Source organism: Bradyrhizobium sp. WCU1, assembly GCF_053474805.1.
The window spans coordinates 5368499-5392864 of the sequence record NZ_CM130280.1 but is presented as its reverse complement, the minus strand read 5'-3'; the positions used below and the strand labels follow the sequence as shown (position 1 = coordinate 5392864).

Annotated in this window: 26 protein-coding genes; 17 read left to right on the top strand and 9 right to left on the bottom strand. The window is 65.1% G+C overall.

Going from position 1 to position 24366, the window contains the following annotated elements; genetic code table 11:
• The first annotated feature begins 137 nt into the window (after window positions 1-137).
• A complete protein-coding gene (gene thiC, locus ACTUWL_RS24910) occupies window positions 138-2036 on the top strand; it encodes a phosphomethylpyrimidine synthase ThiC (protein ID WP_021079982.1) in 1899 nt (632 codons plus the stop codon).
• Window positions 2037-2156: 120 nt separating this feature from the next.
• Window positions 2157-2876, top strand: a complete 720-nt coding sequence (locus ACTUWL_RS24905; RefSeq protein ID WP_021079983.1) for a hypothetical protein — start codon at window positions 2157-2159, stop codon at window positions 2874-2876.
• A 185-nt stretch (window positions 2877-3061) separates the two neighbouring features.
• Here ACTUWL_RS24905 and ACTUWL_RS24900 read toward each other — a convergent pair whose 3' ends face one another.
• Window positions 3062-4732, bottom strand: coding sequence for a flavin-containing monooxygenase (locus tag ACTUWL_RS24900; RefSeq protein ID WP_021079984.1), 1671 nt, complete (start codon window positions 4730-4732; stop codon window positions 3062-3064).
• A gap of 155 nt (window positions 4733-4887) precedes the next feature.
• On the opposite strand from ACTUWL_RS24900, the gene ACTUWL_RS24895 reads away from it, so the two are divergent.
• Window positions 4888-5283 carry a hypothetical protein gene (locus ACTUWL_RS24895; RefSeq protein ID WP_021079985.1) on the top strand — a complete coding sequence of 132 codons (396 nt, stop codon included), beginning with the start codon at window positions 4888-4890 and terminating at the stop codon, window positions 5281-5283.
• Window positions 5284-5587: 304 nt separating this feature from the next.
• A complete protein-coding gene (locus tag ACTUWL_RS24890) occupies window positions 5588-6097 on the top strand; it encodes a mismatch-specific DNA-glycosylase (RefSeq protein ID WP_035652030.1) in 510 nt (169 codons plus the stop codon).
• Between the two features lie 159 nt (window positions 6098-6256).
• Here ACTUWL_RS24890 and ACTUWL_RS24885 read toward each other — a convergent pair whose 3' ends face one another.
• The gene (locus ACTUWL_RS24885) at window positions 6257-6691 is read right to left on the bottom strand and encodes a hypothetical protein (protein WP_021079987.1); all 435 of its coding nucleotides are present in this window, start codon (window positions 6689-6691) and stop codon (window positions 6257-6259) included.
• A 214-nt stretch (window positions 6692-6905) separates the two neighbouring features.
• On the opposite strand from ACTUWL_RS24885, the gene ACTUWL_RS24880 reads away from it, so the two are divergent.
• The 3 genes from ACTUWL_RS24880 to ACTUWL_RS24870 are packed head-to-tail and all read left to right on the top strand — an operon-like array spanning window position 6906 to window position 8204.
• Window positions 6906-7331: a YeeE/YedE family protein gene (locus ACTUWL_RS24880; RefSeq protein ID WP_021079988.1), complete on the top strand. Its 426-nt coding sequence runs from the start codon at window positions 6906-6908 to the stop codon at window positions 7329-7331.
• A 2-nt stretch (window positions 7332-7333) separates the two neighbouring features.
• On the top strand, window positions 7334-7813 hold the full coding sequence (locus ACTUWL_RS24875) for a DUF6691 family protein (protein WP_021079989.1): 480 nt from the start codon (window positions 7334-7336) through the stop codon (window positions 7811-7813).
• Between the two features lie 4 nt (window positions 7814-7817).
• Window positions 7818-8204, top strand: coding sequence for a RidA family protein (locus ACTUWL_RS24870; RefSeq protein WP_021079990.1), 387 nt, complete (start codon window positions 7818-7820; stop codon window positions 8202-8204).
• 190 nt (window positions 8205-8394) lie between these two features.
• On the opposite strand, the gene ACTUWL_RS24865 is transcribed toward ACTUWL_RS24870, so the two are convergent.
• The gene (locus ACTUWL_RS24865) at window positions 8395-9156 is read right to left on the bottom strand and encodes an SOS response-associated peptidase (RefSeq protein WP_021079991.1); all 762 of its coding nucleotides are present in this window, start codon (window positions 9154-9156) and stop codon (window positions 8395-8397) included.
• A gap of 62 nt (window positions 9157-9218) precedes the next feature.
• Between ACTUWL_RS24865 and ACTUWL_RS24860 the strand changes: the two genes are divergently transcribed.
• From ACTUWL_RS24860 to ACTUWL_RS24840, 5 genes are all read left to right on the top strand, one after another.
• A complete protein-coding gene (locus ACTUWL_RS24860; RefSeq protein WP_021079992.1) occupies window positions 9219-9719 on the top strand; it encodes a hypothetical protein in 501 nt (166 codons plus the stop codon).
• A 39-nt stretch (window positions 9720-9758) separates the two neighbouring features.
• Entirely contained in the window at window positions 9759-10178 is a 420-nt protein-coding gene (locus tag ACTUWL_RS24855; protein WP_035652009.1) for an NUDIX hydrolase, read from the top strand.
• Between the two features lie 85 nt (window positions 10179-10263).
• A complete protein-coding gene (locus tag ACTUWL_RS24850) occupies window positions 10264-10641 on the top strand; it encodes a TIGR02301 family protein (protein WP_021079994.1) in 378 nt (125 codons plus the stop codon).
• A complete protein-coding gene (locus ACTUWL_RS24845; RefSeq protein WP_021079995.1) occupies window positions 10631-11287 on the top strand; it encodes an HAD family hydrolase in 657 nt (218 codons plus the stop codon). The genes ACTUWL_RS24850 and ACTUWL_RS24845 overlap by 11 nt, the downstream gene beginning before the upstream one ends.
• Before the next feature lie 155 nt (window positions 11288-11442).
• Window positions 11443-11712: a hypothetical protein gene (locus tag ACTUWL_RS24840; RefSeq protein ID WP_021079996.1), complete on the top strand. Its 270-nt coding sequence runs from the start codon at window positions 11443-11445 to the stop codon at window positions 11710-11712.
• A gap of 12 nt (window positions 11713-11724) precedes the next feature.
• Here ACTUWL_RS24840 and ACTUWL_RS24835 read toward each other — a convergent pair whose 3' ends face one another.
• Window positions 11725-13059 (bottom strand): dihydroorotase, encoded by a 1335-nt coding sequence (locus ACTUWL_RS24835; protein ID WP_021079997.1) that lies wholly within the window; start codon window positions 13057-13059, stop codon window positions 11725-11727.
• A gap of 129 nt (window positions 13060-13188) precedes the next feature.
• Here ACTUWL_RS24835 and ygfZ point away from each other — a divergent pair, with 129 nt between their 5' ends.
• The 5 genes from ygfZ to ACTUWL_RS24810 all read left to right on the top strand — a co-directional run bounded on the left by ygfZ (window position 13189) and on the right by ACTUWL_RS24810 (window position 18739).
• On the top strand, window positions 13189-14070 hold the full coding sequence (gene ygfZ / locus ACTUWL_RS24830) for a CAF17-like 4Fe-4S cluster assembly/insertion protein YgfZ (RefSeq protein ID WP_021079998.1): 882 nt from the start codon (window positions 13189-13191) through the stop codon (window positions 14068-14070).
• Window positions 14067-14693: a DNA-3-methyladenine glycosylase I gene (locus ACTUWL_RS24825; protein WP_021079999.1), complete on the top strand. Its 627-nt coding sequence runs from the start codon at window positions 14067-14069 to the stop codon at window positions 14691-14693. The genes ygfZ and ACTUWL_RS24825 overlap by 4 nt, the downstream gene beginning before the upstream one ends.
• The gene (locus ACTUWL_RS24820; protein WP_021080000.1) at window positions 14690-15301 is read left to right on the top strand and encodes a YfbR-like 5'-deoxynucleotidase; all 612 of its coding nucleotides are present in this window, start codon (window positions 14690-14692) and stop codon (window positions 15299-15301) included. The genes ACTUWL_RS24825 and ACTUWL_RS24820 overlap by 4 nt, the downstream gene beginning before the upstream one ends.
• 115 nt (window positions 15302-15416) lie before the next feature.
• Window positions 15417-15923 (top strand): tyrosine phosphatase family protein, encoded by a 507-nt coding sequence (locus ACTUWL_RS24815; RefSeq protein WP_021080001.1) that lies wholly within the window; start codon window positions 15417-15419, stop codon window positions 15921-15923.
• Between the two features lie 110 nt (window positions 15924-16033).
• Window positions 16034-18739 (top strand): DUF2339 domain-containing protein, encoded by a 2706-nt coding sequence (locus ACTUWL_RS24810; RefSeq protein ID WP_021080002.1) that lies wholly within the window; start codon window positions 16034-16036, stop codon window positions 18737-18739.
• A gap of 121 nt (window positions 18740-18860) precedes the next feature.
• Here ACTUWL_RS24810 and ACTUWL_RS24805 read toward each other — a convergent pair whose 3' ends face one another.
• The 5 genes from ACTUWL_RS24805 to ACTUWL_RS24785 all read right to left on the bottom strand — a co-directional run bounded on the left by ACTUWL_RS24805 (window position 18861) and on the right by ACTUWL_RS24785 (window position 24084).
• Entirely contained in the window at window positions 18861-19097 is a 237-nt protein-coding gene (locus ACTUWL_RS24805; RefSeq protein WP_021080003.1) for a DUF6894 family protein, read from the bottom strand.
• Between the two features lie 262 nt (window positions 19098-19359).
• On the bottom strand, window positions 19360-19938 hold the full coding sequence (locus ACTUWL_RS24800; protein ID WP_021080004.1) for a hypothetical protein: 579 nt from the start codon (window positions 19936-19938) through the stop codon (window positions 19360-19362).
• Window positions 19939-20125: 187 nt separating this feature from the next.
• Complete coding sequence (gene acuI, locus ACTUWL_RS24795; RefSeq protein WP_021080005.1) at window positions 20126-21112, bottom strand: acrylyl-CoA reductase (NADPH); 987 nt, start codon at window positions 21110-21112, stop codon at window positions 20126-20128.
• Window positions 21113-21157: 45 nt separating this feature from the next.
• Window positions 21158-22402 carry an MFS transporter gene (locus ACTUWL_RS24790; protein ID WP_021080006.1) on the bottom strand — a complete coding sequence of 415 codons (1245 nt, stop codon included), beginning with the start codon at window positions 22400-22402 and terminating at the stop codon, window positions 21158-21160.
• Between the two features lie 191 nt (window positions 22403-22593).
• Window positions 22594-24084, bottom strand: coding sequence for a cell wall hydrolase (locus ACTUWL_RS24785; RefSeq protein ID WP_021080007.1), 1491 nt, complete (start codon window positions 24082-24084; stop codon window positions 22594-22596).
• Between the last annotated feature and the right edge of the window lie 282 nt (window positions 24085-24366).

Sequence of the window (24366 nt, the reverse complement as noted above, 5' to 3'; positions counted from 1 at the left end):
GGGCGATCCAGTACGCCGCGGCGTCTCCGTATCGCCCCGCGGCCTCTGGAATACTGGATCCCCGCTTTCGCGGGGATGACAGCGGTAATTGTTTCTCGCGCAGCAATGCCAACGAATTGAAGTAAGGAGGATCCCTCATGAACATCCGCTCCAACCCCGACACCACGCTCCCCGCCGTCACCACCGGCTCGCTGCCCGCCTCGCGCAAGATCTTCGCGACGCCCGCAAGCGCGCCCGACGTTCGCGTGCCGCTGCGCGAGATCATCCTGTCGGAAGGCGCCGGCGAGCCGAACCTGCCGGTCTATGACACCTCGGGTCCCTACACCGATCCGGCCGTCACGATCGACGTCAACTCCGGCCTGCCGCGCAATCGCCTCGCCTGGGTGAAAGAGCGCGGCGGCGTCGAGGAATATGAGGGCCGCACCATCAAGCCGGAGGACAACGGCAATGTCGGCGCATCCCACGCCGCCAAGGCGTTCACCGCGCACCACAAGCCGCTGCGCGGCCTCGACGGCCACAAGATCACCCAGCTCGAATTCGCCCGCGCCGGCATCATCACCAAGGAGATGATCTACGTCGCCGAGCGCGAGAATCTCGGCCGCAAGCAGCAACTCGAGCGTGCCGAAGCCGCGCTCGCCGATGGCGAGAGCTTCGGCGCCTCGGTGCCGGCCTTCATCACCCCGGAATTCGTCCGCGACGAGATCGCGCGCGGCCGCGCCATCATCCCCTCCAACATCAACCATGCCGAGCTCGAGCCGATGATCATCGGCCGCAACTTCCTGACCAAGATCAACGCCAATATCGGCAACTCGGCGGTGACGTCATCAGTGGAGGAAGAAGTCGACAAGATGGTGTGGGCGATCCGTTGGGGCGCCGACACCGTGATGGACCTCTCGACCGGGCGCAACATCCACACCACCCGCGAATGGATCCTGCGCAACTCGCCGGTGCCGATCGGCACCGTGCCGATCTACCAGGCGCTGGAGAAGTGCGACGGCGATCCCGTCAAGCTGACCTGGGAGCTCTACAAGGACACCCTGATCGAGCAGTGCGAACAGGGCGTCGACTATTTCACGATCCACGCCGGCGTGCGGCTGCCCTACATCCACCTCACGGCGAACCGCGTCACCGGCATCGTCTCGCGCGGCGGCTCGATCATGGCGAAGTGGTGCCTCGCGCATCACAAGGAGAGCTTCCTCTACACCCATTTCGACGAGATCTGCGACCTCATGCGCAAGTATGACGTCTCGTTCTCGCTCGGCGACGGCCTGCGGCCGGGCTCGATCGCCGACGCCAACGACCGCGCGCAATTCGCGGAGCTCGAGACGCTCGGCGAGCTGACGAAAATCGCGTGGGACAAGGGCTGCCAGGTCATGATCGAGGGTCCCGGCCACGTGCCGATGCACAAGATCAAGATCAACATGGACAAGCAGCTCAAGGAATGCGGCGAGGCGCCGTTCTATACGTTGGGCCCGCTGACGACCGACATCGCGCCGGGCTATGACCATATCACCTCGGGCATTGGTGCTGCGATGATCGGCTGGTTCGGCTGCGCGATGCTCTGCTACGTCACGCCGAAGGAGCATCTCGGCCTGCCCGATCGCAACGACGTCAAGGTCGGCGTCATCACCTACAAGATCGCAGCCCACGCGGCTGACTTGGCCAAGGGCCACCCGGCTGCGCAGCTCCGCGACGACGCGCTGAGCCGCGCCCGCTTCGACTTCCGCTGGCAGGACCAGTTCAACCTCGGCCTCGATCCCGAGACCGCGAAGAACTTCCACGACGAGACCCTGCCGAAGGAAGCCCACAAGGTCGCGCATTTCTGCTCGATGTGCGGCCCGAAGTTCTGCTCGATGAAGATCACCCAGGACGTCCGCGACTACGCCGCGACGCTCAACGACCCCTCGGGCGTCGGCGCATCGATGTCAGGCACCATCGAGGACGGCATGGCGACGATGAGCGCCAAGTTCAAGGAGATGGGCGAGAACCTGTATCTCGACGCGGAGAAGGTGAAGGAGAGCAATCGGGTGTTGTGAGGCATGCGACGGTCAGGCGGCTTCGGTAATCTAAGCTAGGTATCACTGAAGCCGCACATTCTCCATTTGATTAAGCCCCTTTCGGCGCTATCTTAGGTAGTCATGAAGGGGGCCTAGCGCATGGCACTATCAGACATCTACTACGTAACCGTATCAATTTCAGCCGTCGCAGCAACGGCCGCATTTATTATCTCACTCATCGATCAAGCTCGCGAGCGGCGCAATTTAGCGATCCAGAAATGGCAACGAGCTGTGATTCAGCAAATATTTCAGGGAACAGTTCGCGTCTTGTCATTCGACGAGATTGCACAACGATATAGAAACGAGGCCGTTGGTTACGGCAAGTACAACCTTAAGGCAGAGGAGCTCTCGCCGCAGGCGTTGCGGCTCGTACTCTTGGAAATGGTGGAACAAGATATCCTCGAGCAAAGGAAAGAGGACAAGTACAGCCTCAAATCATTTGACAGCGGCGTCGAGAGCTACAAAGAAGCCCAGGCTGAGCTCATGAATAACCACAACAGCGCTATGGCGGCGTTGCAGAAATCGAACGCGGCTACCATGATCTCCGAAATGACTAACCAGCTGCAAACTCACATGGCGTTCGCGACGCGAATATCCAACGACGTCTTCAATATCATAGGGGATGAACCTTTTCGATATGCTGTCTCCGATCTTTCAATAAAAGTATCTCAGAAAATGAATGCTCCTATTGATGTGGTGCGGGGAATAGTGATGGAGCTGATTGCTCGCAAGATGCTTGAGGCGAACGACCGCGGAAAGGTCGGCCTTGGTACTAACGTCAACCGGTCAGGCATGACCGATCTTGAAAGAGAGGACTGACTTCACGTTGCGCCATTTATTCAACCGAACGATCGCGATCGACGATTTTCTGTGTCCGTTGTGCGCTATGTTCGGTCGGCTCCTCCCGGCGCTGCCGACCGGGCGAGTGGAGTCACTCGCAAGAATGTAGCCCGGCTATGCGAAGTGACGTCTGGGTATTTAACCGCACATTGCCTCTCTCGAAGCTAAGCCGACGTACCAACCGCCGCCCCTTGCACGTTGCGCTGCGAGCCACCGCCAAATGCGATCTCCTGATACCCTCCCGCCGCCACGCCGTTGATGATCCCCAGAAACTTCGGTGTCCCTCCGTTGTACACGAAGTAGCGCACAGTCCCCTCTTCGTGGCCGGCGACGTTGGAGTTGTAGCCCGTGAACCAGGACTTGGCTTTGCGCATCAGCATGATCTCGTACATCTTGACGACATGCGCGGTCCAACGCTGCTCGGCTTCCAGCGTGGCGTCGGCGCGGGTCAGGCCGCGGTCCCACATGTATTGCAGCAGGTTGGTGCACCAGTTGACGCCGTTCTCGATGCCGCGCGGGAAGTTGGTCGACGCGGAGGCGCTTTGCGGGCCGGTCGGCATCAGCAGGTTCGGGAAGCCGTGCACGAGCATGCCGAGGAAGGTCGACGGCGCCTGCTTCCATTTGTCGGCGAGGCGTTCGCCGCCGATGCCCCTGATGTCGATCAGATCGTAGGCGCCGGTGATGGCGTCGAAGCCGGTGGCGTAGACGATGATATCGAACTCGTAGTCGCGCGCCGTGGTGCGCAGGCCGGTCTCGGTGATCCGCACCAGCGGCGTCTCGCTGAGATCGACGAGATGGACGTTGTCGCGGTTGTAGGCCTCGAAATACCGCGTCTCCAGCGGCAGGCGCTGCACCCCAAATCCGTGATCCCGCGGGATCAGTTTTTCGGCGACCTTGGGATCGTTCACGCGCTGCCGGATGCGGCCTGCGATATATTCCGACAGCTCGGCGTTGGCGGCTTCATCCATGAAGATCTCGCGGAAGTTCGCCAGCCAGATGCCGAAGCCGGGCTCGTCATAGAGCTTGTCCCAGGTCTTGAGCCGCTCCTCGCGGCTGACCTCGTAGAAGCCGCGCTTGTCGGGGCCGTGCACAAAGCTGCCCGGTGTCAGTGCGCAGGCGGCAAAAATCTCGTCATAGCGCGCGCGGATGTCGGCCATTTCAGCGTCCGATATCTCGCTGTTGTTGAGCGGCGCGCTCCAGTTCGGCCGGCGCTGGAACACGGTGAGTTGGCCTACCTTGTCGGCGATTTCGCCGATCAACTGGATGCCGGTGGCGCCGGTGCCGATCACGGCGACCTTCTTAGCCGTTAGATCGACCGGCTCGTGCGGCCAGTAATAGGTATGGAACGAGCGACCCTTGAAGTCCTCGATCCCGGGCACGCGCGGCATGGTCGGCGCCGACAATAGCCCGATCGCGAGCACCACGAAGCGGCAGGTCAGTTCGCGGCCGTCACCGAGCCTGAGTTGCCAGAGATCGCGCGTCTCGTCGAACTGCATGGCCTCGACCTTGCAATTGAACTGCATGTGCCGGCGCAGGTCGAACTTGTCGGCGACGTAGTTGAGGTAGCGCAGATTCTCGGGCTGGCCGGAGAAGCGCTCCTTCCAGTGCCACTCGTCGAGCAGCTCGCGCGAGAACGAGAAGCCGTAGGTGTAGCTCTCCGAGTCGAAACGACAGCCGGGATAGCGGTTCCAGTACCAGGTGCCGCCGAGATCGGGCGCGGCTTCCAGCACGGTGGCATCGATGCCGAGATCGGCGAGCCGCTTGATCTGGTAGATGCCGGCGACGCCGGCGCCGACCACGATCACCTCGTAATGGGTTTTCGCCTCTCCCGTCATGCTCCGCTCCAAAATTCTTCTTGATCTGTTGGGCTGGATTACAGACCCTTTTGCCGGATCAGGCAACCGGGCGCGGCGCGCGCGACTTGCGTTGAGACGCTGCGAGCGCCACATCGATCACTGCATTGCAATGCGCGGAAATCCGGACGAGCGACATGGACGACAATCTCACCGGCGTCTGGGACGGCAGCTACGTTCAGCCTGGCGGCATGGTCACGTTCCTGGCGACGCTGATCGATGCCGGCGGCGCGCTCGGCGGCAGCGTGACCGAGCCTTGCGTCGCACCGGGCTGCCCGATCAGCACTCACGATGCTTCGCTGTCCGGTCACCGCTCCGGCAGCGCGGTCACATTCGTCAAGCGCTACGAGCCGGCCGGTTACGGCTACGGCACCGTGCACTATGAAGGCGCGGTCAATGCCGACGCGACCGAGATCGACGGCCGCTGGAGCATCCACGGCACGGCGTTTTCGGGACGGTTTTTGATGGTGCGTGCGACGGGGCCGGCGCAGGCGGTGACGACCGAAGACGAGACCAGGGAGCCGGTGCGCTAGCGCGTATTGGGACGCCAAATGCGCGGGCCCGGCGGGCGAGGGAATGCTCACGCGATTTCGGAATATTGGAAATCTATCCCTGATTTGCCCGACGTGTCAAGGTGTCGTATCGGACGGCGGCAGCCGCCGGCTCCTTTGCATGGGGTTGTTTTCGATATTTTGGCCCCGCGCATCTGCGGCGAACGGCTCGGCGCGGCTGCGATCCGACCTCCCCGCAAGCGAGAGAGGGAGCGCAGCGCTGTCGCTATTCGACCTGATCTCATCACACGTTAACGCGCGTATGCTCTGCTCGGTCTCCCATCAGATGCCTGACAACAATTCCCACCGCCTCCCCGACCAGCTCCGCGCCGATCTCCGTCTGGTGTTCGTCGGCACCGCGGCCAGCACGCGCTCAGCCGAGGTCGGGCACTACTACGCGCATCCCGGCAACCGGTTCTGGCGCGCGCTGCACGAGGCCGGCATCACGCCGCGGCACTATCGGCCGGATGAGTTCGCGGCGCTGCTATCGCTCGGCATCGGCTTCACCGATCTCTCCAAGACCGGCGCCGGAATGGATCACGAGATCGCGCGACAGTCGTTCGATGTTGTGGGCTTCAGAGCGAAGATCGAGACCTATCGCCCGAGGACCATCGCGTTCACCAGCAAGAAGGCGGCGAGCCTGTTTTACGACAGGCCGACCAGCGCGCTTGCGCTCGGGCGGCAGCCATCAACGAGCGGCTTCCCTGACGTGTTCGTGCTGCCGTCACCATCAGGAGCGGCGTCCGGGCATTGGAGTTTGCAGCCGTGGCGCGAGCTCGCCGAGTGGATCACGTAGACGAATTTTTCGTCATTCCCCGGTGCGCAATTGCGCACCTGAGGGCGCGCTACTCGGCGCGAGCCCGGAATCCATTGGGCCGCACAGTTAGTGGATAAATGGATTCCGGGCTCTCGCTCCGCGAGCCCCGGAATGACAAGGCCAAGAATCGAACCTCACCTACTCCTTCAACGTGATCGCGAGCCCGCTGAGGTCGACATTGGCCATCAGGCCGATCTGCTTGCCGCTCAGCTCGAGCACCGCGCCGTTCTGGTTGGTCAGCAGGATGCCGCGCACGCCGGCGCCGAGCGCAACGCCCATGCCGGCCGCGGCGTAGACGCCGGCGATGTCCTGGGCGCGGCGGATATTGCGCACCCGGCCCTGCAACGTGGTCTGGGAGCCGCCGAACACGAGGCCGTAGTCCAGCCCGCCGGCGGTGAGCCCGTAGGTCTGCCCCTTGAAGGTCAACACGCCCTTGCCGGCGGAGCCGCCGAAGATCCAGCCGCCCTTGAAGATGACGAGCGTCACGGCGCCCTCGTCGGCCAGCGCAGCGGACGATCCGGTGAGCAGCGCCAGCGCGAACAGCACGGCGCGGGCGGCGGATGACAGTCTCATGGGGGTTCTCCGGACGAAGTGAGGCGAGATGCGAATCGCGGCAATCCAGCCGACGGGCAGGCACCCTTGAAACGCCTGCGAAACATGCGGGATTGCGCTTGTTCCTGATCAGGCGAAGTCTATCATCGCCCGCGCAGCCGCGCGACGCTGGCGCATGCACGCCGACCGCTTTGCCGGATCGCTGAGGAGTTTGCGCAACAGAGGCCCCGCACCGATGCACGATTTCACCCCATTTTCCGGCCTCGCCGGCGGCGCGCTGATCGGCCTCGCCGCGGCGCTGCTGATGCTGCTGACCGGGCGAATCGCAGGGGTTACCGGCATCGTCGGCGGCCTGCTCCAACCCGATACCGCCGACCGCGGCTGGCGCGTCGCGTTCATCGCAGGACTGATCGCAGCGCCCCTGATTGCGGCCTTGTTCGGCGCGCCGCTGCCGCGGCCGGCGATGAACGGCAGCCTCGTCGTGATCGCGATCGCGGGCGTGCTGGTCGGGTTCGGCACCCGCATGGGCAATGGCTGCACCTCGGGCCACGGCGTCTGCGGCTTCGCGCGGCTGTCCGGCCGCTCGATCATCGCGACGTTCATCTTCATGACGGCGGCGATCGCAACCGTCGCAATCGTCAGACACGGAATCGGAGGCTAGCGATGCAGGTTCTCGCAAGCTTCCTTTGCGGCCTGATCTTCGGCGCGGGCCTTTTGATCTCCGGCATGACCGATCCGCAGAAGGTGCTCGGCTTCCTCGACCTGTTCGGCGCCTGGGATGCGACGCTCGCCTTCGTGATGGCGGGCGCGGTCGCGGTCGCGGCGTCAGGCTTTGCGCTCGCGCGGCGGCGCGCTGCGCCGGCGTTCTCGCCACGCTTTGTCTGGCCTGACCGCAACGACATCGATGCGCCGCTGGTTGGCGGCGCAATCCTGTTCGGCATCGGCTGGGGCCTCGCCGGCATCTGCCCCGGCCCCGCGCTGGTCAATCTCGCCGGCCTCTCGCTGCCGATCGTGGCGTTCGTCGCAGCGATGCTGGCCGGCATGATCGGCCAGAATCTGTTCGGCAAGACTTTGTGGCGCTCGCGCACGATGGCGCCGCGCGCCGCCGAACCTTCCTCTCTTCCATCTCGTGCAGACGGGTGACCTCATGACAACGATCAAGCACTTTCCTCCTCCGCCCGGCATCCAGGCGCCGCCGCTTTCGTTCGGCGCCCGCGTCGGCGATCTCCTGTTCATCTCGGGCATCCCCGGCTTCGACGCCAACCGCGAGCTGCCTGACGGCTTCGAGGCGCAATTCGCCAACGTCGTCACCAATTTCAAGCGGGTGCTGACCGAGGCGGGCGCGACGATGCGCGATCTCGTCAAAGTCAACGTGCTGCTGACCCGCGCCAGTGACGTCGCCACGATGAACGCGCTCTATGCCGGCGCGTTCGGCCCCGCGCCCTATCCCGCACGCACCACTTGCGTCGTGGTGGCGCTGCCCAATCCGAAGATGCTGATCGAGATCGAGGGCGTGGCGTCGGTGAAGACATAGCCGCCCATCCACCGCCGTCGTCCTGGCGAAAGCCAGGACCCATTACCCCAAATGTCGGTTGTTGCGCGACGCTGGGGCCGCGATCCCGCTTGCGATCAAATGCGGTGGTTATGGGTCCCGGCTTTCGCCAGGACGACGACGTGGAGATGCCCGCGCCTGTATGCGTGCACTTTCCACACAGCATCGGCCGCTAGAACAACGACCCCTGCCCGTCATCTTCCCGCGGCGCCGTCTTGCGCACTGCCACCTTCTTCGCCGCCGGCGCGTCTTCCGCGGCGATCTCCTCCGCGGTCATCGGCAGCAGCAATTGCGCGTCGTCGTTGGCGACGGCGTTGACGCGCATCGTCACCCGGTGCCAGGCGAACTCGCCGACATCTGGCCCCTTCAGCAGCGGCATCACGTCATCGACATCGTTGGGCAGGCAGTCGAGCCAGCGTGCGAATTGCTCGGGCCGGATCGTGACGGGCACGCGGTGATGCAGCTCGGCGAGATCGGGGCTCGCCGGCGCAGTGACGATCGCCACCGTGTCCTGCTCCTCGCCGTTCGGCCCCATCCAGGTCTCGGCCAGCGCCGCGAAGGCGACCGGATGGCCATCGCGGCGGTGGATGAAGAACGGCCGCTTGCGGCCGCCGGCATCCTGCCATTCGTAATAGCCGTCGGCCGGGATCAGCGCACGGCGCCGCTTGATCGCGTTCTTGAAGGCGGGCTTCTCCCGCACCGTCTCGGAGCGCGCGTTGATCAAGAGCGAGAATGTGCGGGGGTCCTTGACCCAGGACGGGATCAGGCCCCAGCGCATCAATTGGAAATGCCGGCCGCCGTTTTGCAGCAGCACCACCGGGATCGGCTGGGTCGGCGCAACATTGTACCGCGGCGGAAAATTCGGCTGCTCGATATAGCCGAACATTTCGCGCAAAGCCGCCGGCGGCGAGGTAATGACAAAGCGTCCGCACATATCCCGTCCAGAGTGGTATCTGTTTATTCAGCCTTAACTTGGACCGTTAAAGACTGCGACCAATGACCTCAACGGCCGCCATAGCGGGCTCTTCCCCGCGACCGACGTACCCCGACGAGGCGCGGGCGGCTTTGTTGCGCGCCGCCAACATCAATCCCCGCACCGGGCTTGCGACCGACTACCTCAATCACTTCAACGAAGCCATCATGTTGCTGGAGATGGTGCCGGACCTGCCGGAATGCGCCGACGATTTCCTGGAATGGCAGCCGCTGTCCTATGCCGAGCATTTCACCGCGTCCAACTTCAAGGCGCGTGACCTGGCGATCGAGTCCTACGAGACCGCGGATGCCGGGATCCGGGCCGAATTCGACCAGCTGACCGACAGCATGACCAGGATCCTGACCGAGGTCGGCGCGGCGATGCGGCAATTGCAGCAGGACAAGAGCCGGGTCGCGCTCGCCGAGCAGGCCATCGTCTGGGTCAAGCCGCTGGTGATGCAGACCGCCGGTGTCATCAACGGCGCCGCAGAGGCCGATGTCGACAGCATCATGGCGGGCGCCTGAGATATCGGGCATGGTTGTCCGCGAAACTGGTGCTGCCCTTTGAGCTCTGCCGAACCCCCGATCCGCCCACAGCTTGCCGTATCAGGCGTGATTTTCCGCGACGGCCGTGTGCTGCTGGTCCGCCGCGCCCGCTCGCCCGGCAAGGGCTTCTATTCGCTGCCCGGCGGCCGGGTCGAGTTCGGCGAGACACTGCACACCGCCCTGCACCGGGAGATCGACGAGGAGACCGGCCTGAGGGTCGATATCCTGGGTCTCGCCGGCTGGCGCGAGGTGCTGCCGACCGGCCCCGGCACCGGGCACTATATGATCATGACCTTCGCGGCGCGCTGGGCCTCGCGCGAGCCCGTGCTGAACGACGAGCACGACGATTTCAGATGGCTGGTGCCGGAGGCGATCGGCGACCTCAAGGTCACCGGCGGCCTGCACGAGGTCATTGCGGCCGCCCAGCGGCTGGTTTGAGACCTGTTTTGCGGGCTTCGGAGAGCTCTGCCGCCTTGCCTCGGGCGCATTGAGGGGGCATACCACGGCGATTCTGGAACTCCTGATGATCAGAGCCCTTCTCGCCGTTGTGATCCTGATGTCGGCATGCCTTGCGACGCCCGCCCGGGCGCAGGATGCGGCCGCGCCGTTCGATGGCGATTTGCAGCGGCTGGCCGAGATCCTCGGCGCCCTGCACTATCTGCGCGGCATCTGCGGCTCCAACGAGGGCGCCAAATGGCGCAACGAGATGCAGGCGCTGATCGATGCCGAAACCCCCTCGGGCGACCGCCGGGCGCGCATGGTGGCGGGCTTCAATCGCGGCTACAACGGCTTCCAGCAGACCTACCGGACCTGCACGCCGGCAGCTTCCGTCGCGATCCGCCGCTACATCGAGGAAGGCTCGAAAATCTCGCGCGACCTGACGGCCCGCTATGCCAACTGAACGCGCGATCTTCTTCGACCTCGACGGCACCCTGACCGACCCGAAGCCCGGCATCACCGGCTCGATCCAGTACGCACTGGCAAAGCTCGGCCGGCCGGTTCCCTCGCAGGACGAATTGACCTGGTGCATCGGGCCGCCGCTGCGGGCGAGCTTTGCCATGCTGCTCGGCGGCGAGGAGCTCGCCGACCGCGCCGTCGAGCTCTACCGCGAGCGATTCGGCGATGTCGGGCTGTTCGAGAACAGCGTGTATCCCGATATCGCCGAGGTGCTGGCCGAGCTGCGCGGGCGGCCCGGCCGGATCTTCGTGGCGACCTCGAAGCCGCATGTGTTCGCGAGCCGGATCGTGGCGCATTTTGGCCTCAGCGGTTATTTCGACCACGTGTTCGGCTCGGAACTCGACGGAACCCGGGTCAACAAGGTCGACCTGCTCGCGTATGCGCTGGAGCAAACCGGGGCCGATCCTGCGCGGGCCTTGATGATCGGCGACCGCAGCCACGATGTGATCGGCGCGAATCGCAACGGCATCCGTGCGGTCGGCGTCACCTATGGCTACGGCACGCCGCAAGAACTGACCGAGGCCGGCGCCAGCCATCTCTGCGCCTCGCCGCGCGCGGTGCTGGACCATATCCACAGCTCATTTGGCTGATCGCGGCGGGGATGTCCGAAATTCCCCTTTAAATGCGGTGGCGGCCGTTAACCTTTTCGAAAGATGTGGGCTAGGCGGTACCCGCATGCGTGATACATCTCGCCGGTCGCAGTGGTTCGCTCCTCGGACCGCGCGCATTCATTTTGCAGAGTTTCATGCGCCATCCAGCGTCTTTCCCCCTTCACCACGAAGACCCGCGTCCCGACCACGAGCAGAAGCAGGCCGCGCTGAGTTATCTGAACGAGGCGTGGGCGGAAGCGCGTCACGAGGGCGTCGACGGCGACTGCCTGGCGCAGGCGAGCCTGTTCGCGGCGCTCGCCGAGCTCGTCAACACCTATGGCGAGGACGCGGTGGCGAAGTTCGCCGAGGGCCTCGCCGCGCGCGTGCGCAACGGCGAGTTCTCGCTGGCGCTTGCCAGGCAGTAATCGACGACAGCGTTAGGGTTTCAACGTCTCGAGGAACCGGACCGGTTCACCTAGCGACGGCGTCGTGACTTCGCCCTGCCACATCACCTGCTTGCCGCGCACGAAGGTGCCGACCGGCCAGCCCTGCACGCGCACGCCGTCATAGGGTGTCCAGCCGGCGCGCGAAGCGATCCATTTGTTGGTGATGGTCTCGCTGCGCTTGAGATCGACGACGGTGAAGTCGGCATCGTACCCCGCCGCGATGCGGCCCTTGCAGGCGATGTTGAACAGCCGCGCCGGACCGGCACTGGTGAGGTCGACGAACCGCTGTAGCGACAGCCGCCCGGCATTGACGTGATCCAGCATCAGCGGCACCAGCGTCTGCACGCCGGTCATGCCCGAAGGCGAAGCCGGATAGGTCTTCTGCTTCTCCTCCAGCGTGTGCGGCGCGTGGTCCGAGCCGAGCACGTCGATGATGCCCTGCTCGACGCCGTACCAGATGCCGGCGCGGTGATCTGCCGCGCGCACCGGCGGGTTCATCTGCGCCAGCGTGCCGAGCCGCTCATAGCATTCGGGTGCCGCCATCGTCAGGTGATGCGGCGTCGCCTCGCAGGAGGCGACATCCTTGTGGTCGCGCAGATAGAGGATCTCTTCCTTGGTCGAGATGTGCAGCACATGGATGCGCTTGCCGGTCTCGCGCGCGAGATTGACCAGCCGCTCGGTCGCCATCAGCGCCGCGGTCTCGTCGCGCCACACCGGGTGCGAGCGCGGATCGCCCTCGATGCGCAGCGGCTTGCGCTCGTTGAGGCGGTATTCGTCCTCGGCGTGAAACGCGGCGCGGCGCCGGATCACCTTGAATATCCGCCGCAGGCTTTCGTCGTCCTCGACCAGCAGCGCGCCGGTGGAGGAGCCGATGAACACCTTGACGCCAGCGCAGCCCGGCGCGCGTTCGAGCTCGGGCAGGTCCTGCACGTTCTCGCGGGTGCCGCCGATGAAGAACGCGAAGTCGCAATGCATGCGATGATGGCCGCGCTTGATCTTGTCGGTGAACGCTTCTTCAGTCACCGTCAGCGGGTTGGTGTTCGGCATCTCGAACACGGCGGTGACCCCGCCCATCACGGCGCTGCGCGAGCCGGTCTCGAGATCTTCCTTCTGCGTCAAACCGGGCTCGCGGAAATGCACCTGGGTGTCCATGACGCCGGGCAGGATGTGCAAGCCCTTGCAGTCGATCACCTCGCCGGCCGAGGCCTGGCTGAGCGAGCCGATCGCGGCGATGCGGCCGCCCGCGATACCGATATCGCGCACGCCCTCGCCGTCCTGATTGACCACGGTGCCGGATTTTAGAATGGTGTCAAAACGCTGATTCATCGGTCCTCGGCGCCCGCTTTCCACAGTCGCGCGGGCCTTGTTCGGCGCACTCTAGCGCCTTAGCTTGGCAGGGGATATCCGCGACGACCGCGTTTCCCAAGGAACTTGGAAAAAGAGCCAATTTTGCGAATGAAAGCAGCGTTTCTTCCAGATCGGGGCGTGATCAAGGTCTCTGGCGAGGACGCCCGCAACTTCCTCAACGGGCTCATCACGACCGACGTCGAGCAGCTGGCCCCGGGGCAGGCCCGGTTCGGTGCGCTGCTGACGCCGCAGGGCAAGATCATCGTCGACTTCCTGATCACCGAGATACCCACAGGGCACGGCGGCGGCTTCCTGATCGACGCGCCGCGTGCGCTCGCCAAGGGGCTCGCCGACAAGCTCGGCTTCTACAAGCTGCGCGCCAAGGTCGTGGTGGAAAACCTCTCCGACAGCCTCGGCGTGCTGGCGGCCTGGGATGGCGAGCCGGCGGCGACCCCCGATCTCGCATTCGCCGATCCGCGCAACGCAGCGCTAGGCTGGCGCATCCTGATCCCGGAAGACCTCAAGCAGAAGCTCGCCGATCTGATCGGCGCCGATCTCGTCGACTCCAGCGCCTATGAGGCGCACCGGATCGCCACCGGCGTGCCGCGCGGCGGGCTCGACTTCATGTATGGCGACGCCTTCCCGCACGAGACCAATATGGATCACCTGCACGGCGTCGATTTCGACAAGGGCTGCTATGTCGGCCAGGAAGTGGTGTCGCGCATGCAGCACCGCGGCACAGCACGCACCCGCACGGTGAAGATCATCCTCGATGGCCCCTCGCCGGAGTCCGGCGCAACGATCCTCGCCGGCGACAAGCAGGTCGGCACCATCGGCTCGACCGCCGGCGAGAAAGGCCTGGCGCTGGTGCGCATCGATCGCGTCGCCGACGCGCTCGACGCCGGCCTTCCGCTGACTGCGGGCGGGCTGTCGCTGCATCTCGCCGAGCCGGACGTCGTCCGCATCCCACCCAAGCAGACCGTCGCATGAGCCGTACCGCGCAACTGCATCCCGACGGCAAGACGCGTTGCCCGTGGCCGGGCGAGGACGCGTTCTACGTCGCCTATCACGACAATGAATGGGGCGTGCCGGAATATGACGACCGCGCACTCTACGAAAAGCTGATCCTCGACGGCTTTCAGGCCGGCCTGTCCTGGATCACGATCCTGCGCAAGCGCGACAATTTCCGTAAAGCGTTCGACGATTTCCAGCCCGAGAAGATCGCGCGCTACACCGACAAGAAGGTGCACGCGCTGATGAACGACGCCGGCATCGTCCGCAACCGCGCCAAGATCGAAGGCGCAGTGGCGAGTGCCAAGGGCTATCTGGAGATCATGGACAAGGGCCCCGGCTTCTCCAAATTCCTGTGGGACTTCGTCGACGGCAAGCCGAAAGTCAACCAGTTCAAGACCACGGCGAGCGTACCGGCTTCGACGCCGGTCTCGATCAAGGTCTCCAAGGAGCTCGGCGCGCGCGGCTTCAAATTCGTCGGCCCGACCATCGTGTACGCCTTCATGCAGGCGACCGGCATGGTCAACGATCACCTCGTCACCTGCTTCTGCCACGAGACCTGCAGCGGCAAGCTGCGCACGCCGCGGCTCAAGAAGAAATGACGGCGCGCAAATCGACGGAGACAACCCGCGCCTGGCAGCGGATGTTGTCGGGACGCCGGCTGGACCTGCTCGACCCGTCGCCGCTCGATATCGAGATCGTCGACATCGCGCATGGGCTGGCGCGGGTTGCGCGCTGGAACGGCCAGACCTCGGGTGCGCACATCTTCTCGGTGGCCCAGCACACGCTGCTGGTCGAAGCAGTGATGCGCCAGCAGATTCCGCGCGTCGACATCAGCCATCGGCTCGCGGCGCTGCTGCATGACGCACCGGAATATGTCATCGGCGACATGATCTCGCCGTTCAAGGCGGTGCTCGCGGGCGAATACAAGGCCGTGGAGAAGCGGCTGCTGTCGGCGATCCATATCCGCTTCGGCCTGCCTGCGGTGCTGGCGGACGAGATCACCCAACAGATCAAGGCCGCCGATCGCGGCGCCGCCTATCTCGAGGCGACGCATCTGGCGGGATTTTCGCAAGCCGAAGCCAAACGGCTGTTCGGCCGCGATCCGGAATTGCCCGAAGCGACCGAGCGCGACTATCTGACACCGTGGACCGCAGCGCGGGCCGAAAAGCAGTTCCTCGAGCGCTTCAACGCATTGCACGCCTCGTAGGCGCGGCATCGCGAGCCGTGCCGCGGTTGCGCCGCAAAATGCCGATGGACATGGCGCCTTTGCCCATCGGGGAGCAGCCGTTATAATCGGGCTCACCTAACGCCCAAGGACCACCATGCTTCACGTCTGCTCGCTCGCTGCGCTCTCCGACACGGTTCGTGCCACCGGCGCAAGCCATGTGCTGACCGTGATGGCCAATGTCGATCAGGTGCAGCGGCCGCCCTCGGTGCTTCCGGCCAACCATCTGAAGGTATCGATGGACGACATCGTCGAACAGATGGACGGCTTCGTTGCGCCGAACGAGACCCATATCGAGCGCGTGCTGAGCTTCGTGCGCGGCTGGGATCGCCGCGCACCGATGGTGGTGCATTGCTACGCCGGCATCAGCCGCTCGACCGCGAGCGCATTCGCTACGGTCTGCGCGCTCAATCCGCACCGGGACGAAATGTCCATCGCCCGGCTGATCCGCGAGGCCTCGCCGATCGCGGCGCCCAACCGCCTGATCGTCAGCCTCGCCGACAAGGCGCTGGGGCGTGACGGCCGGATGCTGCGCGCGCTCGATGCGATGGGTCCCGGCAGCATGAGCGTCGAAGGCCGGCCGTTCCACATCGATCTGGAATAGCACGGCCTGCGCGGCCCGATCGCTTGAACTTCCAGTCCTCTCAACTGCACTACTAGGTTGCGACGGGCGGCCGGCTGGCCGATGGTTCGGCGCGTCCTACCGGAGGCCCAATGTTCGATTCGCCGTTCGATTTCCTGACCCTCGTCATCGCCGTCGTTGCGATCATTTTCTCGCGCAAGGCGCTGGGCCAGATCGCGGTGCTGCAGCGCCGGCTGGATGCGATCGAGGCGGCCGGCACAGCCGCCGCGCGGACAGTCGTACCGCCGCCGCTGGCGCCGCTCGAGGCGTTCGAGCAGACGCTTTCGACGGCGCCTCCGATCGCGCCGCCGCCACTTCCCGAGGCGATCGCGAGCGAGCCGGAGGCGCATGCGGAGGCAGCCACGGACGCTGCAAGCGCCGCCCCGCCGCCGCTGCCCGAACCGCCGGCCCCGCCGCAGCCGGCGCCCGGTTTCGAGGAGACGCTGGGCACGCGCTGGGTGGTGTGGATCGGCGGCCTGACGCTCGCGCTCGGCGGCTTCTTCATGGTGCGCTATTCGATCGAGGCCGGCCTGCTCGGCCCCGGCGTGCGCACGATGCTCGGCGGGTTGTTTGCGCTGGCGCTGCTCGGCGCCGGCGAATGGACACGGCGCAAGGAGAGCATCTCCAACATCGCGGCGCTGCCGATCGCCAACATTCCGGCGATCCTCACCGCGGCCGGTACCGCCGTGGCCTTTGCCACCGTCTACGCCGCCTACGCGCTGTACGACTTCCTCGCGCCGGCAACCGCCTTCATCCTGCTCGGCATGGTCGCGCTCGGCACGCTTGCGGCCGCGCTGCTGCACGGGCCGGCGCTCGCAGGACTCGGCATCGTCGGCGCGTTCGTCACGCCGCTCCTGGTCTCATCAGACAAGCCCGACTTCTGGTCGCTCTATGTCTATCTCGCGATCGTCACGGCGGCGGCGTTCGGCCTCGCGCGTATCCGGCTGTGGCGCTGGCTCGCGGTCACGACCATCGCCTTCGCGCTGCTATGGACCTTCCCCTGCCTGCAATGCGGCGAGGAGATGATCGCACCCCACGTCTTCCACGTGATCGCGGGCTTCGTGCTGGCGGCTCTGCTAGTGGTCTGCGGCTTCATGTTCGGCCCCGACGGCGATGGCGAGGAGATCGAGCCGATTTCCTCCGCCTCGCTCGCCGCCTATCTGTTCGGCGCGATGCTGATCGTGCTCAACAGCGCGCACGCGGACACCGCGATGATCGGCTTCGGCCTGCTGACGGCCGGAAGCCTTGTCGTGGCCTGGCGCGCCCCCGCCGCGACTGGCGTGATCGCCGCCGCGTCGGCGTTCGTCTTCATCGTGTTCGGCGAATGGGCGGTGCGCCGCAATGTCGACATGCTGGTGCTGCCCGGTGGCGCGATGCCGGGCATCGGCCCGTCCGCGACCGACGGCTCGGCCTCGCTGCATCTCGTCACGGCAGCGCTGTTCGCGGCTGCCTTCGGCATCGCCGGCTTCCTCGCGCAACTGCGTTTTGCCAACACGAAGGTCACGGTGACCTGGGCCGCCGCGGCGGTGTTCACGCCGATCGCGCTCTTGGTCGCGCTCTATGCGCGGATCGCACATCTCGATCGTTCGATCCCGTTCGCGGTCCTGGCCGTGCTGCTGGCCGCAGCCTACGCCGCTGCGACCGAAGCATTGACCCGGCGCGGCGAACGGCCGGAGTTGTCTTCGTCGATCGCGCTCTCGGCGACCGGCGCCCTCGCCTCGCTGGCGCTTGCGCTGACCTTCGCACTCGACAAGGGCTGGCTCACCATCGCGCTGGCGCTGGTGTCGATGGGCACGGCGTGGCTGTCGGTGCAGCGGCCGATCCGGTTCCTGCGCTGGCTTGCCGCGATCCTCGCCGCCATCGTCGTGCTGCGCATCGGCTACGAGCCGCGGATCGCCGGCGATGCCGTCGGCACCACGCCGATCTTCAACTGGCTGCTGTGGGGCTATGGCGTTCCGGCGCTGTCGTTCTGGGCCGGCAGTCATTTCCTGCGCCGCAACGGCGACGACGTGCCGCTGCGGATGGTCGAGTCGGCGGCGATCCTGTTCACGGTGCTGCTCGCCTTCATGGAGATCCGCCACGCGGTCAATGGCGGCGACATCTATTACACCAGCGCGGGACTGACCGAGGTCGCGTTGCAGGTCGGCGTGGCGCTCGCGATGGCGATCGGGCTGGAGCGGCTGCGGCTGCGCAGCGGCAGCATCGTGCACAATGTCGCCGCGGTGCTGCTCACCGTCTTCGCCGGGCTTGCCGGTCTGTTCGGGCTGCTGGGGCTGGAGAACCCGATGCTGTGGTGGCAGGACGTCGGCGGCAGTTTCATCAACCTGCTGCTGCTCGGCTATGCGCTGCCGGCCGTGCTGGCGCTGCTGCTGTCCTACGCGGTGGCGGGCCATCGTCCGGCTGCATACGCCAACACGATCGCAGCGGGCGCGCTGGTGCTTGCGCTCGCTTACGTCACGTTCGAAATCCGCAGGCTCTATCACGGACCGGTGCTGACGCGCGGCGAGACCACGGGCGCGGAGCAATACAGCTATTCGATCGCCTGGCTGGCATTCGGCGTTGCGCTGCTCGGCATCGGCATCGTCGTCAATTCGCAGCGGGCGCGGCTGGCATCCGCCGCAGTGATCGGGCTGACGATCCTGAAAGCCTTCCTGGTCGACATGTCGACGCTCACCGGAGTCTACCGGGCGCTGTCGTTCATGTGCCTCGGCATCGTGCTGGTCGCGATTGGCTGGCTGTATCAGCGGATCCTGTTCCGCAGGCGGGCGGCTCTGCCTGCGCCACAGGCGGAGAGCTAGACCATGATCCGGAAAAGTGCGAAGCGGTTTTCCGAAAAGATCATGCTCGAACAACGAGCTAAAGCGCCATGACGATTCAACCCAATCGCATCGCGCTTTAGGTTGCAGCAGCGAACATTGGCTATCGATCGACGGATTCCGCAACCAGGCGAATCCGGAACACCGGCTTTCTGCCCTCGTCGAGCAGTTCCATGTGCCATTCGCTGTTCTGCTTCATGTTGCGCGAAATGCTGCCGAGGAAATTGCCGCAGACCTTGGTCATCTCGGCCCAGGCCACGTCGCGGCTCTCGAACTCGGTCGCGTGATCGGATCCACCGGCGTAATCGCCGTCACTGATCCGGAAAAAATACTGCGCCATATGACTACTCAAATCGGTGTCTCCACCATCCGCCTCGCGGCAATGAACGCTAGCTATTGAGTAGCTATCAAGGCGTGGCGACCGCCATCCGTATGACTACGGCTCGGAGCATATTCCCGCTAGCGCGCAGATGAGACGTCAGGGCATTTTCGAGTGAAGCCGGTCCCGCACTTGATGCGGGATGGATACCGGTTCGCGTGAAGAAAACGCGTCAAAACAAGAATCTAGAGCCTCGTTCCGACTTGATCGGAACGGATAGGCCCTAGTCGGTGGAGCGGCGCAATTCCGGCGCGCTCTCGACCTTGGCGGGCTCGGCCTTGACCGGCTCCAGCTTCGCGCTTCCGACCTGTGGTGTCTCGACGCGCGACACTTCGGTCGGTGTGGCATCGGCGGATCGGGTGCGCGGGTGCAGCGTGCGCGGACGCGCCGCCGCGCGCGCCATCAGCATCTGCTGGCCGCCCTGGTGATGGAAATCGCAATAGGCGAAGCCCATGCCGGAGACCGAGCCGCGGAACGAGCGGTCGTCCTGCTTGTCGAGATTGAAGCACGGTTCGAACGGAATGCCCTTCAGGGAGGCGCAAACGCTCTGACCGCGGATTTGCAGCGTATTGCCGGGCAGCCGCACGTGGCGGATCGGGCCGGAGCCGGAGAACTGGATCGAGCCTGCCGCGCCGAGATCGTCGAGGATACGGCCGGCGCCGCGGGTGCCATCGAAACAGGTGAACGCAAACACCTTGCCGGCGACGAACCTGCGGGCCTCATCGGCGTTCATGCTGCCTGCGAACGCCGGCACGACCATTGCCCCGGCCGTAACGGCCCCCAACACCAAACGCGCAAGCATGAGCTACTCCACTTACGAGCGCGGGCACCCGCTCCTTGTTGAGCATGATCCCCGCTACCGACGCTTCTCGGCGTCTGCGCGAGGAAACCCGGCCCCCCGGGATCATGCCGCAAGCCTCTTTACCCGCTGCTTACCATACCAACAGTGGCAACATTGGAGCAGCTTGGTTGGTAAAGTCTGAACGTCCTCAGACTATTTTTACCACGATGCGGCCGCGGACCTCGCCGGCGAGGATTTTCGCGCCATAGGGCACGACCTCGTCCAAGGCGATTTCATGTGTGATATCAGCCAGTTTCGCCTTGTCCAGATCGTGGGCCAGGCGCTGCCAGGCGGTCCTCCTGAGCTCGATTGGGCACATCACGGAATCGATACCGAGAAGGCACACACCCCGCAAAATGAAGGGCGCGACCGACGACGGCAGGTCCATGCCGGCCGCCAGGCCGCAGGCCGCGATGGCGCCGCCATACTTTGTCATCGAAAGCAGATTGGCGAGCGTGGTCGATCCGACGCTGTCGACGCCGCCGGCCCAGCGCTCCTTCGCGAGCGGCTTCGGCGCACCTGACAGCTCGGCGCGGTCGATCACCTCGGTGGCGCCGAGCCCCTTGAGATAATCGGCCTCCGACATCCGGCCGGTCGACGCGATGACGTGGTAGCCGAGCTTGGAGAGCACGGCGATCGCGACCGAGCCGACGCCGCCGGCCGCCCCTGTTACCACGATCGGGCCGCTCTTCGGGGTCAGGCCATGCTTCTCCAGCGCCAGCACCGACAGCATCGCGGTATAGCCGGCAGTGCCGACCGCCATCGCATCGCGGGCCGAGATACCGTCAGGCAGCCGGACCAGCCAGTCGCCCTTGACGCGGGCCTTTTCGGCGTAGGCGCCGAGATGGGTCTCGCCCATGCCCCAGCCGTTGCAGAGGACCTTGTCGCCCGCCTTCCAATCGGGATGACTGGATTGCTCGACCGTGCCGGCGAAATCGATGCCGGCGATCATCGGAAAACGGCGCACCACCGGCGCCTTGCCGGTCAGCGCGAGGCCGTCCTTGTAGTTCAGCGTCGACCATTCGACGCGGACGGTGACGTCGCCGTCCATCAATTCCGCGTCGTCGAATTGGGTCAGTGCGGCGGTGGTACCCTTGTCCGCCTTGTCGATCCTGATTGCCTTGAACGTCGCCACGATGAGCACTCCCCGTATCTTGGTTTCGGGGGAGTGTTTAACCCATCAGGCAGGCTGCGCAACCGGGCGTGCGACGGGAGCCTCGACGATCGGCAGGTTGATCAGGGCTGACAGCACGCCGAACAGCACCGACAGCCACCAGATCGGGGTGTAGGAACCGAACTGCTCGAACACGACACCACCGAGCCAGACACCGAGGAAGCCGCCGACCTGATGGCTGACGAAGGCGAAGCCGTAGAGGGTGGAGAACCAGCGGGTGCCGAACATCAGCGCCACCAGCGCCGAGGTTGGGGGCACGCTCGACAGCCACAGCAGCCCGGAGACCGCGCCGAACGCGATGGCCGAGAACGGCGTCACCGGGAAGGAGATGAAGGCGACCGTCGCCAGCGCGCGTGAAAAATAGATCACCGAGAGCAAATAGCGCTTCGGAAAGAAGTTCTGCAGCCAGCCGACGCTGAGCGAGCCGACGATGTTGAACAGGCCGATCGCGGCGACCACCCAACCGCCTGTCGTCGCCGGAATGCCGCGGTCCGCCAGATAGGCGGGCAGATGGATGGTGATGAAGGCGAGCTGAAAGCCGCAGGTGAAGAAGCCGAGCACCAGCAGCACGTAGGAGCGATGGCCGAACGCCTCCGCCAGCGCCGTCCTGAACGATTGCTGATCGGCGGGCGCCACATCCTTCGTCGCCGCAGGCGGCGTCGCGAGCGCGAGCGAGAGCGGCAGGATCAGCAGCATCAGCGCGCTGAACACCACGAGCGCGGTCTGCCAGCCGAAATTGTCGATCAGGGCGACGCCGAACGGCGCAAACAGGAACTGGCCGAACGAGCCTGCGGCGGTGCCGGCGCCCAGCGCGATGCCGCGCTTTTCCGGCGGCAACAGCTTGCTGAACGCTGCCAGCACCAGATTAAACGACGAGCCCGACAGGCCGAAACCGATCAGCACGCCGGCGCTGATGTCGAGCGACAATGAGCTGGTCGAGTAGCGCATCAGCAGCAGGCCGGCGGCGTACAGCAGCGCACCGACGATCATGACGCGCAGCAGCCCGAAGCGGTCGGCAATGGCGCCTGCGATCGGCTGGCCGAGGCCCCACAGCAGGTTCTGCAGCGCGATGGCAAGGCCGAACACGTCGCGGCCCCAGGCAAACTCGCGGCCCATCGGCTGCACGAAGAAGCCAAGGCTGGAGCGCGGTCCGAAGCTCAGCAGCGCGATCGCACAGCCGCACACGATGATCACAAGCGGCGTGCGCCAGGTGCCGGACGCCGGTCGGAGATCTCCTGCCGTAACAGCCATGTCGTCTTCCCCCGGATCTGCCGCCCGGGGAACCGGCCCCGCCGAACGTTACCAGGAGTTAATGCATATGCATGAAAACCCCAAGAGGGGCGGGAGAAAAATATTCGCCTGCAAGGCTGCCCTGCAGAATCCGAGAGGATGACGAGCGTCATTCCGGGGCACATCGCACCCGGAACAGGAAGCCGACCGCGCTACCGCTTGGCGCTGGCCTGCTCGGCCGAGCTCCGGGCGGCCTCGGCGAGCTGCGCCGATATCTTGGCGGTCTCGGCAGCGCTGCCCCAGCTCGGCGCATCGCTGCCGTCGCCCCAGGCGCGCGGGCGATAGAAGGTGTGGACGCCGAACTTGTACGTCTTCTTCATTTCGCTGACCCAGGACGGCCGCACCCAATAGGCGTGGTAGTGGGTCGAGCGGTCGACTTCCGGCAGCCACAATTTGCCGTCGAGCATCGCCTTCGCGATCTTCTTCGCACGGTCCCACATGTCGGGCTCGCGGACGACATCAGGGATGTTGTCGCAGGCGAAGGTGAACTGACAGGCGTAGTGACGGTTCTTGTTCTGGTAGACCACGCCGCACACCGTCTCCGGATATTTGCCGGAGAAGGCGCGGTTCAGCACCACCTGCGCGACCGCGATCTGGCCGCGCACCGCTTCGCCGCGCGCCTCGAAGTAGACGGCTTCCGACAGGCACTTCTCCGACTTGGCGCGCGACTTCGTGTCGAACAGGCCGAGCCGTTCCGCCGGCGTCTTGGTGTGCTGGTCGTCGACGTTGACCTCGCCCTTCGGTGCGATGCTCTCGCCCATCTCGCCGGCCTTGACCGGACCGTCGGCATCGACCGGCAGTGACGCCATCACCTTCATGTCGGGATCGGGCTGAGCGGCCGGCTGCACGACGACCGGCGCCTCACCGGGTTGCCAGCGCTCGAGATTTTCCGGCGTGCCGAGCGACGAGCCGAAGAACAGGCTGGCGGTCTTGAATGCAAACGGGTCGCGCTCGTGCGCCGCATCGGCAGGCGCCGCCGCAGGTTTCCCAGGCGCAGGCTTCAGGTCGTCGAGCGGGTTGGCCTCGAGCGACATCGACACGTCGGATTGCTGCGGCGACGGCTTGGCATATTGCGGCAGCGGCGGCGCGCGCAGCGCCTCCTGCAATTCCGGATCGAGCGGTGCGTTGTCGGCAAGTGCGCCGCCGCTCGTCGCAGCCGCGGTCTTCATGCCCCTGACCGACGAATTCGATGTCGCGGGATCCTCGTTCGAAGGAGCCGCGCTTGCAGGCTCCGCGGGTTCGACCTGATCCGGCCGCCTGACGACGAGACGATCGCCCTTCAAGGTGCGATCGACCTTGGGAAAATCGGATGCCTGATAGCGCGGCGGCGGCGTGGTGATCGGATTGCGAGTGACAGCGCCGGTGACGTCGGCGCTGGAGTCCAGCCTCGCGAGCAGGATTTGCGGGTCCTGCGGCGCGGAGGTTCCGATCGGACGGCCGAAGCTGTAGGTCGCGACCTGGATGGAGCCGACCGCGGACGCGAAGACGCGCTTCTGCCAGCGCTCGGCAACGCCGGGCTGCCGGGCCAGGAGCGAGGCAATATCCTGATATCCGATCTCGGTCGGCATCAGTGCGAAGATGCAAAGACCGAGACCGAAGAGCGCGAGACGGGCGCCCTTCGGCTGGTTACGCGACACAAACATCGTACGCTCACGCAACGCTTACTGAGTGCAATCGAACGCGGTACATCCGCGCAATTCGACCTTTTCCGTTGCTAATCTGTTTAGGTTGCCGCGGAGTTAATCGGCGTTGCAAGCGCGCTACACTCAAGCGATCGCGTGCGCAGCGCGCGCCGTATCACTCGCATTGGTAAATGCGCGGCGCATGAAAGTCGTAAACAACGGATCAACGGAGATGGTGAACGAGACGTTACCCGTCCCTCAGCCGTCATTGCGAGGAGCGGCAGCGACGAAGAAATCCATTCT